The sequence below is a fragment of the Mesorhizobium amorphae genome (assembly GCF_014843845.1).
In the GTDB taxonomy this organism is placed as follows: Bacteria; Pseudomonadota; Alphaproteobacteria; order Rhizobiales; family Rhizobiaceae; genus Mesorhizobium; species Mesorhizobium amorphae_A.
Genome location: NZ_JHQS01000036.1, coordinates 20,853 through 37,406 on the forward strand (window position 1 = coordinate 20,853; position 16,554 = coordinate 37,406).

The 16,554-nt window shown below is 62.9% G+C and carries 14 protein-coding genes; 5 read left to right on the plus strand and 9 right to left on the minus strand.

Annotated elements, in window-relative coordinates; translation table 11 throughout:
- The first annotated feature begins 12 nt into the window (after positions 1-12).
- From DH08_RS16100 to DH08_RS16120, 5 genes are all read left to right on the plus strand, one after another.
- Positions 13-1,089 carry a quaternary amine ABC transporter ATP-binding protein gene (locus DH08_RS16100; protein ID WP_192180239.1) on the plus strand — a complete coding sequence of 359 codons (1,077 nt, stop codon included), beginning with the start codon at positions 13-15 and terminating at the stop codon, positions 1,087-1,089.
- Between the two features lie 15 nt (positions 1,090-1,104).
- Entirely contained in the window at positions 1,105-1,953 is an 849-nt protein-coding gene (locus DH08_RS16105; protein ID WP_192180240.1) for an ABC transporter permease, read from the plus strand.
- On the plus strand, positions 1,950-2,798 hold the full coding sequence (locus tag DH08_RS16110; RefSeq protein ID WP_192180241.1) for an ABC transporter permease: 849 nt from the start codon (positions 1,950-1,952) through the stop codon (positions 2,796-2,798). The genes DH08_RS16105 and DH08_RS16110 overlap by 4 nt, the downstream gene beginning before the upstream one ends.
- A 26-nt stretch (positions 2,799-2,824) precedes the next feature.
- Positions 2,825-3,823 carry a 4-hydroxyproline epimerase gene (locus DH08_RS16115; protein WP_192180242.1) on the plus strand — a complete coding sequence of 333 codons (999 nt, stop codon included), beginning with the start codon at positions 2,825-2,827 and terminating at the stop codon, positions 3,821-3,823.
- A 245-nt stretch (positions 3,824-4,068) separates the two neighbouring features.
- Positions 4,069-5,058 (plus strand): GlxA family transcriptional regulator, encoded by a 990-nt coding sequence (locus tag DH08_RS16120; protein WP_006206598.1) that lies wholly within the window; start codon positions 4,069-4,071, stop codon positions 5,056-5,058.
- Positions 5,059-5,080: 22 nt separating this feature from the next.
- On the opposite strand, the gene DH08_RS16125 is transcribed toward DH08_RS16120, so the two are convergent.
- From DH08_RS16125 to DH08_RS16165, 9 genes are all read right to left on the minus strand, one after another.
- Positions 5,081-6,700 (minus strand): GMC family oxidoreductase N-terminal domain-containing protein, encoded by a 1,620-nt coding sequence (locus DH08_RS16125; RefSeq protein WP_192180243.1) that lies wholly within the window; start codon positions 6,698-6,700, stop codon positions 5,081-5,083.
- Positions 6,697-8,208, minus strand: coding sequence for an FGGY-family carbohydrate kinase (locus DH08_RS16130; protein ID WP_192180244.1), 1,512 nt, complete (start codon positions 8,206-8,208; stop codon positions 6,697-6,699). The genes DH08_RS16125 and DH08_RS16130 overlap by 4 nt, the downstream gene beginning before the upstream one ends.
- Before the next feature lie 21 nt (positions 8,209-8,229).
- Positions 8,230-9,072, minus strand: a complete 843-nt coding sequence (locus DH08_RS16135; protein WP_192180245.1) for a class I fructose-bisphosphate aldolase — start codon at positions 9,070-9,072, stop codon at positions 8,230-8,232.
- Positions 9,063-10,781: a glycerol-3-phosphate dehydrogenase/oxidase gene (locus tag DH08_RS16140; RefSeq protein ID WP_192180246.1), complete on the minus strand. Its 1,719-nt coding sequence runs from the start codon at positions 10,779-10,781 to the stop codon at positions 9,063-9,065. Before DH08_RS16140 ends, DH08_RS16135 begins: the two co-directional genes overlap by 10 nt.
- A 20-nt stretch (positions 10,782-10,801) precedes the next feature.
- The gene (locus DH08_RS16145) at positions 10,802-11,797 is read right to left on the minus strand and encodes an aldo/keto reductase (protein ID WP_192180247.1); all 996 of its coding nucleotides are present in this window, start codon (positions 11,795-11,797) and stop codon (positions 10,802-10,804) included.
- A complete protein-coding gene (locus DH08_RS16150) occupies positions 11,794-12,774 on the minus strand; it encodes a sugar-binding transcriptional regulator (protein WP_006206592.1) in 981 nt (326 codons plus the stop codon). The genes DH08_RS16145 and DH08_RS16150 overlap by 4 nt, the downstream gene beginning before the upstream one ends.
- Before the next feature lie 21 nt (positions 12,775-12,795).
- The gene (locus tag DH08_RS16155; RefSeq protein WP_006206591.1) at positions 12,796-13,782 is read right to left on the minus strand and encodes an ABC transporter permease; all 987 of its coding nucleotides are present in this window, start codon (positions 13,780-13,782) and stop codon (positions 12,796-12,798) included.
- 16 nt (positions 13,783-13,798) lie between these two features.
- Positions 13,799-15,340 carry an ATP-binding cassette domain-containing protein gene (locus DH08_RS16160; RefSeq protein WP_192180248.1) on the minus strand — a complete coding sequence of 514 codons (1,542 nt, stop codon included), beginning with the start codon at positions 15,338-15,340 and terminating at the stop codon, positions 13,799-13,801.
- A gap of 80 nt (positions 15,341-15,420) precedes the next feature.
- On the minus strand, positions 15,421-16,452 hold the full coding sequence (locus tag DH08_RS16165) for a substrate-binding domain-containing protein (RefSeq protein ID WP_006206589.1): 1,032 nt from the start codon (positions 16,450-16,452) through the stop codon (positions 15,421-15,423).
- Between the last annotated feature and the right edge of the window lie 102 nt (positions 16,453-16,554).

The following is a 16,554-nucleotide window of genomic DNA, read 5'->3' on the forward strand; positions in this document are numbered from 1 at the left end:
ATGGGGAACGCAATGAACACTGCGATGAACGACTCCAGCGAAGTGCTGGTCGATTGCCAGTCCGTATGGAAGATTTTCGGTGGTCGTGCTCCGGCTGCCGTCAAAGCCATAACCGAACGTGGGCTCTCCAAGACACAGGTGCTGCAGGATTTCGACTGCGTGGTGGGTGTCTCGGATGCCAGCCTCCAGGTCCGCCGCGGCGAGATCTTCTGCATCATGGGGCTGTCGGGGAGCGGCAAGTCGACGCTGATCCGCCTGCTGAACCGTCTGATCGAACCAAGCCTCGGCAAGATCACGGTGAAAGGAAAGGAGATCGCGAAGCTCAATGCATCTGAGCTCCGCGACATGCGCGCGCGGAATATCGGCATGGTGTTCCAGAGCGTGGCCCTGCTTCCTCACCGAACAGTCCTCGAGAACGCCGCTTTCGGTCTTGAGGCCCAGGGCGTTGCAAAAGAGGAGCGCCACAGGATCGCCCGCGCGGCCCTCGAAAAGGTTGGGCTTGCAGACTGGACGTCGCGCTATCCCAGGGAACTGTCCGGCGGCATGCAGCAGCGCGTTGGCCTCGCAAGGGCCATAGCGGCAGATCCCGAGATCATCCTCATGGACGAACCGTTCAGTGCCCTCGACCCGCTGATCCGCCGCCAATTGCAGGATGAATTCCGACAGCTGACGAAGTCGCTCGGCAAGTCCGCCGTCTTCATCACCCACGACCTCGAGGAAGCCATCCGCATCGGCGACCGCATCGCCATCATGAAGGACGGCGTCATCGTCCAGGTCGGAACAGCCGAGGAAATCGTGACCAAACCCGCCGACGACTACGTCTCCGAATTCGTGGCGGGCATATCCAGGATCCACCTGGTCAAGGCGCACACCGTGATGCGGCCCGTCGCCGAGTTCAAGAATTCGCAGCCGAATTGCGATGTAAACGAGCTGCTTCGGACTTCTCCGGAGGCCGATATTGGCGAACTGATCGACCTCACCATGCAATCCGATCGCGACGCGGTTGCGGTCGTCGAGAACGGCACTGTGGTCGGTGTCGTCACCATCCGTGGTTTGCTCCGCGGTGTTGCCGGCAAGCCAGCAGGTTAGGTCGGGAGGGGGCAAATGGACATTTCAGTCATTACAGACACGTTCGATGCCTGGACGGATACTACGCTCGGCTGGATCAGCGACAACGGCGAATGGTTGTTCGAATTTATCCGGAGCGTGCTTGAAGGAACCTACGACGGCGTCCTGTGGCTTCTGCAACTGGCACCGTTTTATGTGATCGCCATTATCGCAGCGTTGCTCGGATGGCGATTGATCAACGCTTTGTCCGGCGTCCTCGCGGGGCTTGCCCTGGTCTTTTGCGCTGTCATGGGCCTCTGGACCGAAACCATGAGCACATTGGCCCTGGTGATCACCGCCACGATCCTCGCCCTTTTCGTCGGCATTCCCATTGGCATCGTGGCGGGCTTTGTCAGATCGTTCGACCGATTTCTTGAGCCGGTGCTCGACCTGATCCAGACCCTGCCGCCTTACATCTATCTGCTTCCTGCGATCGCGCTGCTCGGCTATGGGCCCGCGACCGCGCTCATCGCCACCTTTATCGTCGCGATGCCGCCCGCCATTCGGCTCACCTCGCTTGGCATCCGCATGACACCGCTCGAATTCATCGAGCTTGGCCAGGCAAGCGGCCTGACACCCTGGCAGATGTTCATCAAGATCAGGCTTCCTTTCGCCATTCCAAGCGTGATGGCAGGGATCAACCAGAGCTTGATGATGGCGTTCGGCATGGTCGTCATCGCGGGTATCGTCGGTTCGGGAGGTCTCGGCGAGACCATCTATTCAGCCGTGCGCACGCTCGACATCGCCACGTCGATCAACGCCGCGATCGCGATCGTCATCCTGACCATGGTGCTTGACAGACTCACTCAGAGCGCGGCCCGCCGTGCCAGCGGAGAAGCGAGATGAACCCTGATCTGGTCCGGTTTTCGCCGGGAGCTTACCTGGCCCCTGTAGTGGATTGGCTGAATACGAACTTCCATCCGTTCTTCGATGCGGTGACCAAGCTGATCGAAGCCGTGCTGAGCGCGATCGAAGCCACTCTCCTCTACCCGCCGCCCTACGCGACGATCGTCGTTGCAGTCCTTCTCGCCGCCTTCTTCGTCGGCGTTCGGGTCTCGGTGGTGACAGCCATCGCGCTCACCTTCTGCTTGCTGGCCGGGTTCTGGACCGCCTCGATGCAGACGCTGGCACTGGTGACGGTGGCGGTGATCATTTCCGTGTCGATCGCCTTCCCGCTCGGCATCCTGGCATCGCGGTATAAGAAATTCGAGGCCGGGATCCGGCCCGTGCTGGACATCATGCAGACCGTGCCGCCGTGGGTCTATCTCATCCCCGCCGTCATGATCTTCAGCCTCGGCCGTGTGCCGGCAATCATCGCGACGATCGTCTACGGCATACCTCCGATGCTGCGCCTGACCACCCTGGCCTTCAACCAGGTGCCGAAAGACCTCATGGAGCTTGGCCATGCGACCGGGACTTCACCGCGGTCGATTCTGTTCAAGATCGAAATCCCCTCGGCCACCCCGACACTGCTGGTCGGCCTCAACCAGTGCATCCTCCTGTCGCTGGCAATGGTCGTCCTGGCGGGCCTCGTCGGAGCAGGCGGTCTTGGAGCCGAAGTGACGCGGGGACTGACGCGGATGGAAATGGGTCTCGGCCTCCGGGCCGGACTGTCGATCGTCGCGCTTGCGATCTTCCTCGACAGGCTTTCCAGGGGCGCGCTGGAACGCGGTCGGAGTCCCGTAAGGTAAGCCGCCTGACCGCAAAAGGAAAAACCATGCGCCGCAGTTTCTTCTGCATCGATTCCCACACCTGCGGTAATCCGGTCCGTCTGGTCGCGGGAGGTGGCCCCTTGCTGCCGCATGTCCCGATCGCCGAGCGGCGTGACCTGTTCATGCGCGACCATGACTGGATCCGGCAGGCATTGATGTTCGAACCGCGCGGGCACGACATCATGTCGGGCGCGATCATCTATCCTGCGTATCGTGAGGACTGTGACTTCGCCGTGATCTTCATCGAAGTCAGCGGCTGCCTGCCGATGTGCGGCGCCGGCACGATCGGCCTGGTGACGGCGGCAATCGAGGAAGGCCTCGTAACGCCCAGGGTGCCGGGCAGACTGTCGATCGAGACGCCGGCCGGCAGGGTCGATATCGAATACGAGAAGCCGGGCGCGTTCGTGGACTCCGTCCGGATGTTCAACGTTGCCAGCTATCTGCATGCCGCGGACGTCGCCGTCGATATCCCCGGTCTCGGCCGGCTCGTCGTCGACATCGCCTATGGCGGCAACTACTACGCCGTCGTCGAGCCGCAGGAAACATGGCAGGGCCTGGACGGAATGTCGGCGAGCGACATCGTGGACCTCAGCCGCAGCCTCCGCGACGCACTCGAACCCGTCTGCGATCCAGTCCATCCCGAAGACGACAAGATACGCGGCGTGCACCACGCCATCTGGTGCGGCAAGCCTTCCAGCGGCAACGCCGACGGCCGCGGCGCGGTGTTCTACGGCGACAAGGCCATCGACCGTTCACCAGGCGGCACTGGAACTTCGGCCCGCATGGCGCAACTCCATGGCAAGGGGCGGTTGAAGGTCGGCGACACCTTCCGCCAGGAAAGCCTGATCGGCACGGTGTTCGAGGGCCGCGTCGAGGCGGAGGCCGACATAGGCCCCTTCAAGGGCATCAAGCCCAGTGTCGGCGGCTGGGCGCGGATCATCGGCCACAACACGATCTTCGTCGACGATCGCGATCCGTTGGCCCATGGGTTCCAGATCAACTAGGCGAAGCCTAGTGTTTGGTGAACATTGGGCGCGGAGGTGTGATCGGCGGAGTTGGATGGCAAGGAGCGGCGATCGACGCAGTTATTCTACGACGGTGGCGTCGTTTGTGGACCACAACGGGACGACAGCGGCTGGCATCATTTGCGATGCGGGAAAGCGGTTTCGAAACTGCGATCGAAGTTGGTCCGAACGCAGCGCCTCAGACGGCGCTGGCGCTGGCGGCCAGATGGGCAGAGGGTTAGGCCATGAAAGCAGCCAATGAAGCTCCGGGGGCCGGCCGATTGAAGATCGGCTTTATCCTGGCTCGTTCCTTCACTCTTTCCGCGTTCGCTTTGTTCGTCGACACTCTCAGATTGGCGAGCGACGAGATCGACAGGTCTGGCAGGGTTTTGGCTGATTGGCAGGTGCTGGCGAGCACCCGGCACCTGATCACCTCGAGTTGTGGTGTGCAGGTCGCTCCGACATCGGATTTCGTGGATCCCAGGGAATTGCACTACATCGTTGTCGTCGGCGGTCTGCTCAACAACGAGTTCCCGGTCGACAGCGAGACAGTCAGCTACCTGAAGAGAGCGGCAGCCAGCAAGGTTCCCCTGATCGGGGTTTGCACCGGCACGTTCATCCTCGCTGAGGCGGGCCTGATGAAATACCATCGGACCTGCGTAAGCTGGCTCCACTATGAGGCTTTCCGCCAGCGCTTCCCGGATCATGACGTCCGGGCGGACCGCTTGTTTAATCTCGACCAAGCCAGAGGTTCTTGTGCCGGGGGCAGCAGCGCGGCCGACATGGCCGCGTCGATCGTCAGGCGTCACATCAGCAATGAGGCTGAGAGAAACGCCCTCGAAGTGTTGCAGATCGAGAAGGCGCGCGCGCCCTCGGACATCCAGCCGCGCCGGCCCCCTTTCATCGAGTGCAAAAACCCCCGGCTCAAGGCGGCGCTGATCATCATGGAGAACCATGTCGACAACAAACTCTCCATACCCAAGTTGGCGGCATCTGTCGGATTGTCCCGGAGGCAGCTCGAGCGCCTCTTCAGGGAAGAAACAAAGAACTCTCCGGCACTGGTTTACCTAAGGGTGCGTCTTGAGCGGGCGAAGCGTCTCCTGATGCAGACCAAGGCTCCGATGATCGAGATCGCCATCGAGGTCGGGTTTGAAAACGCCTCGCATTTCTCGAAGGTCTTCCACAAGACGTTCGGGCAACCGCCAAGCAAGTTCAGGTCAGAGATTTCAAACTGACTTGCCGTGGCGGAAACCCAGGCTACCGCAACGCGTCTTGCAAGATCATCTCCGCCGCCTTCTCGGCTATCATGATGACCGGCGAATTGGTGTTGCCGGAGACGATGGTAGGCATGATCGAGGCGTCGGCGATGCGCAAGCCCGCAAGGCCATGGACACGTAAGCGGTCGTCGACCACGGCCATCCTGCCCTCCCCCATCTTGCAGGTTCCGACCGGGTGAAAGATGGTCGTGGCGATGTCGCCCGCCTTGCGCACCAGATCATCGTGACTGGAGAATTGCGGTCCTGGCAACATCTCTTCCGGCGAGAAACGTGCAATGGCCTTCGCCTTCATCAGCCGCCGCGCATGCTCGATCGAGGCCACTGCGATGCTGCGGTCGCCCTTCGTCGATAGATAATTCGGCCGGATCTTCGCGGGCTGTCGCGGGTCGTCGATTGCCATATGCACGGTGCCCCTGCTCTCGGGGCGCAGATTGCAGACCGAGACGGTCACGGCCGGGAAACGATGTAGCGGCTCGCCCAGTCGATCGGTGCTGAGTGGCTGCACATGATATTCGAGGTCGGGTGTTGAGAGCCGCGGGTCGGAACGGGCGAAGATGCCGAGTTGGCTTGGCGCCATGGACAGCGGCCCCCTGCGCCACAGGGCATATTCGGCCCCCATCGCCGCGCGGCTGAAGAGATTGTGGTAGCGCTGGTTGAGGGTAACGGCGTTCTTGACCTTGAAGACCATGCGTAGCTGCAGATGGTCCTGCAGATTTTCGCCGACACCCGGCATGGCGTGCCGGACCTGGATGCCAAGCTGCGACAGGAGTTCAACCTGTCCGACGCCGGAGAGTTCCAAGAGCTTCGGCGAATTGATGGCGCCGGCGGCCAGAATGGTTTCGCGGGCGCTGGCGAAATGCAGCGAGCCACCTTGACGGAAGACGACACCGTTGACGCGGCGGCCGTCGACCTCCAGCCGTTCGGTTTCGGCGCCGGTCAGGATACGAAGATTGGTGCGGCCCTTTATGCCACGCAGGAAGGCCTTGGAAGCGTTCCAGCGTACTCCCCTCCTCTGGTTGACCTCGAAATAGCCCGAGCCTTCATTTGTGCCCTGGTTGAAGTCTTCCGTGCGCGGAATTGCGAGCTCTTCGGCAGCATCGCGAAAGGCGTCGAGGATCGGCCAGGACAGCCGTTGCCGCTCGACACGCCACTCGCCGCCGGCGCCATGCATCGCGCTGGCGCCACCGTGATAATCCTCCGACTTGCGGAAATAGGGCAACACGTCGTCCCAGCCCCATCCGGCATTGCCGGCCTGCCGCCAGCCATCATAGTCGGCAGCCTGGCCGCGCATATAGATCATGCCGTTGATCGAGGAGCAGCCGCCAAGCACCTTGCCGCGTGGATAGTTGAGACTGCGTCCGTTCAACCCCAGGTCCGGCTCGGTCTTCATCAGCCAGTCGGTGCGGGGGTTGCCCATGCAATAGAGATAGCCGATCGGGATATCGATCCAATGATAGCGGTCGCTGCCGCCGGCTTCGAGGAGCAGGACTTTGTTTCGCGGGTCGGCGGAGAGCCGGTTGGCGAGCACGCAGCCCGCCGAACCGGCGCCGACGACGACATAGTCGAACTCACCGAAATCAGATGGACGAACGACGGTCACTGGAGAGCCTGTCGGCTGGCGATGCGTTCCCACATCGGGGCCATTGCCTCGTTGATCTCGCCATAGAGCTGGTAGCGCGCGGCATAGGCTGGGGCAAGCGCAGCGTTCGGCGCATAGCGGCGCGCGGCCGAGGTCATCGCCATGGCACCGGCAGCGAAATCCGCGAAGACGCCGACGCCGGTACCTGCTGCAATCGCCGCTCCCAGCGCGCCGGTTTCGCGGCTCTTCGCGACGGTGACCGGCACGCCAAGCACGTCAGCAAAAATTTGCGCCCAGACGCCGCTGCGTGAACCGCCGCCGGATAACACTGCTTCATCGAACCGCGCGCCCGCCGCATGCAGCGTTTCGATATGACGCTTGTGTTCGAAGACAACGCCCTCGAACAGGGCACGCAGAATATGCGCCCGAGTATGCCAGCCAGCCATGCCATAAAAGCCGGCGCGAGCCTGGCCGTTCTTCTGTGAACCGTAGAGGAAGGGGTGGTAGATCGGGATATCGCCGGTCGGATCTATGGAAGCGACAAGGTCGCTGCACAGTTCGAACGGCGACTTTCCTTCCGGTACATGATCGAGGAACTCGCGGACGATCCATTCCAGATTGGCGGCCGAAGTAGCGCTGGATTCAATCGCCAGATAGCGCTGCGGATCGAAGGTCGACAGCATGAAGATCGACGGCTCGCGGATCGGCTCGTCGGTGATGACCTGATTGATGCTCCAGGTGCCGGCAATGATCGAAGCGGCACCCGTGCGGGTGACGCCGGACCCGATGGCGCTGGCCACGACGTCGAACAGGCCGGCCACGACGGGAGTGCCGGCGCGCAGGCCGGTGAGCGACGCGACATCGCGCGTGACATGGCCGGCAATCTCGGCCGATTCCAGGACCGGCGGCAGCAGGTCGGCGCAGTCACCAAGGCCATAGGCCTCGAGCAAGTCCTGCTCGTAGCGCCGTCCCGGCATCGACAGCAAACCGCAACCGGACATATCGGTGGCATCCGTGGAGCGCGCGCCGGTCAGTCGGTTGACGATAAGATCCTTGCACAAGAATGCCGTGCCGATGCGGCCGAACAGTTCCGGGTCGAACCGCTTCAGCCAGGCGAGCAAGGTCGGCGACTGCGCGGCCCAGGGTTTTTGCAGGCAATACTTGTAGGTACGGTCGCCGACATTACTCTTCGCCCATTCGCCGACCAGGCCGACGGCGCGGGTGTCGAGCGACTGGATGCCGATCAGCGGCGCCCCCGCCCGGTCGAGTGCATAAAGGCCGTTGCCGTGCCCGGCGCAGCCGATCGCGACGATGTCGCCGGCGTCGATGCCGGCTTCAGCGATGCAGCGGCCGATCACCGTGACGGCGTTGCGCCACAGTTCACCAAGATCGCGCTCGACATGGCCGGGCTTCGGCATCGACGAATGCCCGTCGAGCGCCGCAAACGCCAGTTCGCGTCCCGTCATGTCGAAGATGATGGCCTTGATGACCGTATTGCCCGCATCAAGGCCCAGAATGTAACCGCTCATCGGCTTCTCCCGCAGTCGGCCTTACGCCTGGTTGTACAGATCCCAGGCGGTGGCGCCATCAGCGCCGTCGTGAATGATCGCCATCAGGCCCCGCACGACGGCGCTCGGATTGGCGTGCTGATAGATGTTGCGGCCATAGACCATACCCAGTGCGCCTTGCGCCATCAGCGCCGCCGATTTGTCGAACACGGCGTGCAGATCCTCCTTGCCGCCGCCGCGTACCAGCACCGGGCAGCGCGCCGCCTCGACCACGCGGTGGAAGTCGTTGGCGTCGGTCGTCGGGTCTGCCTTGATGACATCGGCCCCCATCTCGCGCGCCAGCCGCGTCAGCGTGACGATCTTCCCGGCATCGCCGTCGACCATGTAGCCACCATGCTCGGCGACCGGCAGCATGGCCAGGGGTTCGATCATCAGCGGCATGCCGTACTTTTCGCAGTCGGCGCGTACGCGGGCGATGTTCTGAACGCATTGGCGGAAGAGGTCCGGTTCGTCGGGCAGCATGAACAGATTCACGACCACGCAAGCGGCATCCATTTCGATGGCGCCGATCAGCGGTTCGACCTCGTTTTGCAGCACCGCCCACATCGCCCGGTGGCGCACCTTGTTGTACGGGTTGCCCATGTCGATGCGCATCACCAGTGCCGGCTTGTCCTTGCCGGGCAGGTTTTGCAGCAGGTCGGCCTGGCCGTAGTTCATCTGGATAGCATCCGGCCCGGCCTTCGCCAGTTTTTCGACCACGCCGGCCATGTCTTCCAACCCAACAAGGAAGCTCGGCTCGTTGCAGACCCCATGATCGATGGCAACGTCGAGGCAGCGTCCGTTGCCGAACAGCCGGTTCATGCGGACTTTCTTGTTCACGCGCATATTGCGCTCCTTTTGTTGTTTTCGCCGGGAAGGTTCGGCAGAAGGACGCCGTGCTGGTGCTCCAGCAGCGACAGAAAGGCGGTCCGTTCGGTATCGGCCTGAGCCATGCTCCAGCCCTTGCAGATGGCCAGGATTGAAAGCACGGCATCGACCAGTTGGCGTGTCAGGTCGCCTGCTATGGCTATGGTGGTACGACGCAGGAAGATGTCAGCCAGCGACTCGACGTGCTCACGCTCAATGATCAGCCGGATTTCACCGGTGGAATAATCCGTGCCAGGCAACATCGGGTCCGGCACGACCGAAATTGCCGCCGCGATTCCGCCCGCCGACGTGCCGTAGCGTTCCAGAAGAGTTTGCGCGCGCGGCATCGGCAATCCGTGTTCCGCCGCCAGCCTGGCACACCAGTCGGCGGGATCGGAAGGAAAATCGCGGCCACCGCCGATGGCGAGATCCTCGGTACCGACCGTGCGTACCAGCCCCGACCGCTCCAGCGCCATGTCGGCTGCCAGCGCGCCAAACGAGCGAAACGTCGTCCACTTGCCGCCGATCATGCACAGCGTCGCCGGCAAATTGCCAACCGGCTCGACGAATTCGCAGAAATGGTCGCGCGGGATGCGGCCCGTGAAACTGTGCTTGCTGGCTGGCAACGGCCTGACGCCCGAGAAGCGGAAGACGATCTCATGCTTGGCGATTTTGATCGATGGGAAGACAAAGGCCAGCGACTGCAGGATGTACTGGAGTTCGTCGTCCTCGCAGCGCACGGTGTCAGGATCGTCGACGCGGATTTCGGTCGAGCCGATCAGAACCTTGCCGAGATAGGGAAACAGGACGCAGATGCGTCCATCCTCGTTCTCGTAATAGACCATGTTCGCACCAAGCGCGTCCTGGAGCTCCTGGTTGTCGACGATCAGGTGCGAGCCTTTGGTGCCGCCCATCATGCGCGGTGCTGGCGCGCCGATCGCCTTGTTCGTCAGGTCGATCCAGCCGCCGGTGGCGTTGATGACGAGGCGCGGGCGCAGCGACAGGGTCTCCCCCGAAACGGTATCGGTCAGCGCGAGGCCGTCTTGGTCGGAGCCGATTCGCGCATAGTTGAGCGCACGCGCGGCGCGTGAAGCCGCCATCGCGTCGTTCAGCATTTCAAGGCCAAGCCGCTCGGGTCGACTCACCCAGGCGTCGTAATAGGTCGCCGAACTACGGGTCGCCGGATTGATGGCCGGCCACGTCTTCAGCGTTTCCTTGCGCCCTCGGAAGCGATGGGTCGGCATCAGCCGGCGCGATGCCGTGAAGACGTCATAGAGCGTCAGCCCGGCCTTGATGACGAGTGCGCCGCGCCGGCTCGGCCGCCGGGTGAGGCCGAGGAAACGGACGGCGCCATTGGCGATGCCGGAGAAGATGTCGAAGATCGGCACCGTCGTCGGCAGCGGCGCGACGTAGTGCGGCGCATTCCGCAAGAGCCGGTCGCGTTCCCGCAGCGATTCCTTGACCAGCTTGAACTCGCCATTCTCCAGATAGCGCAGGCCGCCATGCACCATGCGCGAAAGCGCTGCGCTGGCGCCGCTGCAATAATCGCCCTTCTCGGCGAGCAGCACGTCGACGCCCTGCAGGGCAAGCTCGCGAAAGACGCTGATGCCGTTGATGCCGCCGCCGATAATCAGCACGGCAATGTCGGGCCGCTCTCGCAGCGCGGCGAGTGTTTCGGTGCGCTTCATTGCGGAAATGCCTCGTTTGCTCAGGCAGCCATCTGGGAGAGATGCATGGCTATCGCTGTGTCGATGGCGGTCAGTTCATCGCGGCTGAGCCTGATCTCGCCGGCGCGCGCATTGTCGAGCGCCTGATCGGCGTTGCGGGCGCCGCATAGCGCAAAGGTGATGCCTGGCTGCGCCAGCGTCCAGGCAATCACGATCTGCGCCATCGAGGCTTCGTGCCGTTCGGCGATCGGGCGGATGGCCTGCTTGAGCGCCGCCACCTTCTGCCGGTTCCCGGCCGAGAAGCGCGGATTGTCCTTGCGCTGGTCGTCGCCGGTGAAGCTGCGCCCCGGATCGACCGACCCGGTGAGCAGGCCGAGCGCCAGAGAGGAGTAGCTCAGTGTCGCCACATCGTGCCTGCGCGTGATCGGCAACAGCGTGCCTTCGATCTCACGGTCGATCATCGAATAGCGTTCCTGGATGGCGTCAAGTTGCCCGGCGGCGACATAGTGCTCAAGGTCCCTGGTGCTGACATTGCTTGCGCCGATCGCCCTGATCTTGCCGGACGCCTTCAGCTTCTCCAATGCCGCAACCGTCTCGTCGATCGGCGTGGTCGGGTCCTGCCAGTGGGTGATGTAGAGGTCGATGTAGTCGGTGCCGAGCCGCTTCAGGCTGTGCTCCACCTCATAGGCGATGCCGTCGGCGCCGAGATAGCGGTGCACCGGCTTGTCGTCCTGGTCGAAGAAATGGTTGCCCTTGCCGGAATGCCAGTTCAGCCCGCATTTGGTGGCGATCACCACCTTGTCGCGCTTGCCCTTGATCGCCTTGCCAACGATTTCCTCGCTGCGACCGAGGCCATAGGCAGGCGCGGTGTCGATCAGGCTGACGCCGGCGTCGATGGAGGCTTCGATGGCGCGGATCGAGGCTTGCTCGTCAGTGCCGCCCCACATCCAGCCGCCGATCGCCCAGGTGCCGAGACCTACGGCGGATGCCTGGATGCTGGACGCGCCGATCGCACGCAGGATTTGTTCTGAACTCATGCTGCCTCTCTTTCGGCAAGGTCGAGAATGCCAAGGCCGGTGGCCTCGTCGGTTACGATGATGTCGAGATGATTGCCGCGCATGGCGCTGAGGATCGGCGCGATCTTGCTCGGCCCGCTGGCGACGCCGATGGAGCGCGGAATGGTGGCGAATTCGTCAAGGGTGAGCGACACCAGCGAGCGGTTGAGCGAATAGTCGCTGAGCTTTCCGTTTCGGTCGATCAGGTGTGCCAGCAATTCGCCGGATGCGCCCGAACGTTCGATAGCCTGGCGGTCGGCGCTGGAGGAGGGATGCAGGTCGTAGTAGCTGGAATCGTCGGTCAGGATAGAACCGACGCCGACCACGGCGACATCGGCCTCGCGCGCCCGGCGAAACACGTCCGCCACCGCGCGCACGCCCATCAGCATCTCTCGCTGTTCCGGCGTGTCGGCAAACAGCGGCGCATGGATCTGGTAGGCGCGGCCGCCCAGTCTGTCGGCCATCAGCGAGGCGACGTGATTGACGTCGGTGTAGTGTTTGCCCTGCACGAGCCCGGTCGCCGGAATGACTTCGACATCATAGCCGCGGCCGGGCTTCAGCCCGGCGACCAGCGCGCTGACGCCTTTGCCGCCGGTAATCGAGATGGTGTCGCCGTCCTTGATCGTTTCGAGCAGGAGGTTGGCCGCCGCCTCGCCGACTCGCAGCAAGGCCGTCTGCGGGTTTTCCGAGACCGTCGGCACCACGACCGCACGCTCGATGCCGCCGAGCCTCACCAGCCGCGCTTCGAGATCGACCAGATGGTCGATCGGCGACTTGATCTTGATCTCGACCAGGCCGAGCTGGTGGCCGCGCTTGATCAAACGGTTGACGGTGGCGTGCGAGATGCCGAGTTCCCTAGCGATCTCGGCCTGCGTCTTGCCCTCCATGTAGTGGAGGACAAGCGCCTGATGCATCTGGCGGACGGTCGAGATGTCGTCGCGTGTGTTTGGGGGTGCCATGATCGCTCTATCGTCTCGAACTCAGGACTTCTTGCGGTGCAGGAAGTGGTCGGCCGACACCGCAGCCAGGAGGATGCAGCCTTTGATCATGTCCTGCCAATAGACGGAGATGTCGAGCAGAATCAGCGAACTGGTGACCACCGACAACAGCGCCATGCCGAGTATGGCGCCGAAGATCGTGCCCGAGCCGCCCTTGAGCGAGGCGCCGCCGATGACGGCCGCCGCGATCACGTTGAGCTCCATGCCGGCGCCGAAGGTCGGCGTGGCGGCGCCGAAGCGCGCCATGTAGATCACACCCGCAAAACCGGAGAGCGTCGCGCACAGCACCGTCACCCAAAACTTCACCTGGTTGGTCTTGATGCCGGAGAACTGCGCCGCCTTCTCGTTCGAGCCGGTGTAGAACACCTTGCGGAAGGCGGTGGCGCGCCGGAGCAGGAAATCGAAGATCGCCACCACGACCACGAAGATGATGATGACATAAGGCACGCCCTGGAGGTTGCCCTGGCCGATCGCCTTGAATTCCGGCGGCAGCGTGAACAACGACAGTGGCGTACCCTTGGTGATGACCAGGCACAGGCCACGCACGATCACCATCGCCGCCAGCGAGGTGATGAAATGGTTCAGCCCCACGACCGTCACGAAGAAACCCATCACCGCGCCGATCAGCGCACTTACTGCGATGCCGATCAGGCTCGCAGTCCAGGGATCCAGCCCGGCCAGGAACAGCGCCCCCGAAACCACCATCGAGAAGCAGACGACCGAGCCTACCGACAGGTCGATGCCGCCGACGATCAGCAGGATGGTCATGCCGACGACGACAATGCCCTCGATCGAGAAGCTCATCAGCATGGCGCGGAAGTTGCCCCAGGTGAGGAAATGCGGCGAGGCGAGGCTCATGGCGATGCAGAGCGCCAGGATGATGACGATCAGGCCGGCTTCGCGCATCGAGGCGAACCGAGCGAAGCTGGCACGGCGGCTGGCATCCGCCACCTTGATCTCGGCATGCATCGTGGTTTCTCCCGCGCTAGGCGACATTCTGGGCCTGCCCCTCATACACTGCGTTCGGTTGCACGCCGGAAGCCAGCATGATGATCGTTTCCTCGTTGAGTTGACCCGTTCCGAGCTCGCCGGCGATGCGGCCTTCGCGTACCACGGCCACCCTGTCGCACAGACCGATGAGTTCGGGCAGTTCCGAGGAGATGACGATGATGCCGACGCCCTGGTTGGCGAGGTCTCGCAGCAGGCGATGAATCTCGACCTTGGCGCCGACATCGATGCCGCGCGTCGGCTCGTCCATGATGATGACCTTCGGTGCGACCGAAAGCTGCTTGGCAATCGCCACCTTCTGCTGGTTGCCGCCAGAAAGCGTCGATACAGCCGCATCGATGCCGGACATACGCACGCCGAGTTGCCTGGCAAGGCTGGTCGCCTGATCTGCTTCGGCGCGGCGGTCGAGCAGGCCGAAACGGCCGGTAAGCTTGCCAAGGTCGAGTGCCGAAACATTGGCCGCGATCGACAGATCGAGGAAGACGCCGGAACCCTTGCGATCTTCGGAGAGATAGACGAGACCAGCGCGCACGGCATCGGCATAGCTGCGGATCGCAAGGTTTTTTCCGTCGAGTACGACGCTGCCGGCGGTCGCAGGCCTCAGCCCGCAGATCGTCTGCGCGATCTCGCTGCGGCCAGCGCCGATGAGACCGCCGATGCCGAGAATTTCACCAGTTCGCAAGTCGAGATCGACATTGGTGAAACGGGTACCATCCGACAGGCCACTCACCGAGAGCAGTGCGCGGCCAGGCTTTGCATCGGCAGGAAGCTTGTCGGGATAGAGCTGAGTGATCTCGCGGCCGACCATCTTGCGGACCACGTCGTTGGGCGACGTCGCCTCGATGGCCTCGGTCGCGACATAGCGCCCGTCGCGGAAGACGGTGACGCGGTCGCACAGCGAAAAGATCTCGGCCATGCGATGGCTGATGTAGATAACGGAAATGCCGCGCTGCTTCAGCCCGCGCACGATTGCGAACAGGCGCTGCGCCTCGGTTTCGGTCAGTGCCGCGGTCGGCTCGTCGAGGATCAGCACCTTGCAGTCGAGCGTCAGCGCCTTGGCGATCTCGACCAGTTGCTGGCTGGAAATGGAAAGGTCCGCGACCTTGGTGCGCACCGCAATAGGTGCGAGCCGGTTCATCGCCTTCTCGGCGTCTGCATGGACCTGTTGGAAATTCATCAGCGGCGCGCGCCGGGAGTTGATCGCCGCCATGCAGATGTTCTCGGCGACCGTCGCATCCTGGCAGAGCGCGATTTCCTGATGCACCAGCGCGATGCCCATCTTCTGCGCCGCCGCGGGCGATGCGATCGTCATCGGCTTGCCGTCGATCAGGATGTCGCCCTCGTCTGGCTGCAGGATGCCGCCGATCATATTCATCAGCGTCGACTTGCCGGCGCCGTTCTCTCCGCACAGCGCATGGACCTCGCCGCGGCGCAGCTCGAACTGCACGCCACTCAGCGCCTGGACCGGCCCGAACGCCTTGGAAAGGCTCCGGATCTGAAGGATGGGCGCGTCGCTCACGCCATGCTCCTGCGAAAAGAGTTCGGAAGGGGGCCGGAAGGGAAGACCCCTTCCGGCTCTGATGTCGGTTCGGCTCGAGACTACTCTTCGATGCCCTTGGTGCCACGCCGCTTGAGATACTTGTCCCAATAGAAATCGTCGGCGTTGTCCTTGGTCACGATCGAGAAGCCATTGTCGACGAACGGCACCTTCATCGCGTTGGCACCGGCGCGCTTGGCGTCGTTCATCGGGTCGATCAGTTCGGGATGCTTGGCCAGCCACAGAAGCATGAAACCCATATAGCCTTGCATGCCCTGGTTGGGGTTGACCGAGCCGAAGATCTCGCCGGCCTTGATCATGTCGAGGATCTTGGCGTTGACGTCGGCCAGCATGACCCTGATCTTGCCGCCACCTTCCTTGGCCGCTTGAGCCGCGCCGATCGCCGAATTGGCTTCCGGCATGAAGACGGCACCGAGATCGGGATGGGCCTGGGCGAGGCTGAGCACCGCCTGATATGCCTTGGTCGGGTCCTGGTTGGACGCGGCGCGGCCGACCAGCTTCATATCAGGCCATTTGGCTTCCATGCGGGTGACAAAGGCCGAGATGCGCTTGTCGTGATTGTCCTGGCCGGGGTTCTCGAGGACAGCATATTCGCCCTTGCCGCCCATCGCCTCGGCGACGGCATCGGCGGCATAGGTGCCTTCGGCGACATTGTCGGAGGTGATGTAGGAGACACGCTTGGAATTGGGCGAGTCAGCGGCGAAAGTCACCACCGCCGTGCCGCCGTCGGTGGCGCGGTTGATCGGCTCGATGAACGGATCGGAATTCATCGGATGCACCAGGATGCCGGCCGGCTTCTGCGCCAGTGCCTGGTCGAAAGTGGCGATCTGCTTGTTCACGTCATATTCCGGCGTGCCGGTATATTCAGTCTCACAGCCGAACTGCTGCCCGGCCTGCTTGAACATTTCATAGACGGGGAACCAGTATTCGACACCCGAGACCATAACGTTCATGACATATTTTTCACCCGGCTCGCATTTGAACGGGTTGGCGGTTTCGGCGTAGGCCTGGGTCGAGACCAAGATGGTCGACGCGGCCGCCGCCATGGCGAGCGTGCTCAGAAATTTGCGCAAGATTCCTCCCTTGGCCGAAGCCATGCTCAATGACAATCGCGAACGCCGCAGCGTCTCGCTGTCTGGATTGATTGACGCCGGACATCCTCCAGAAACCCGACG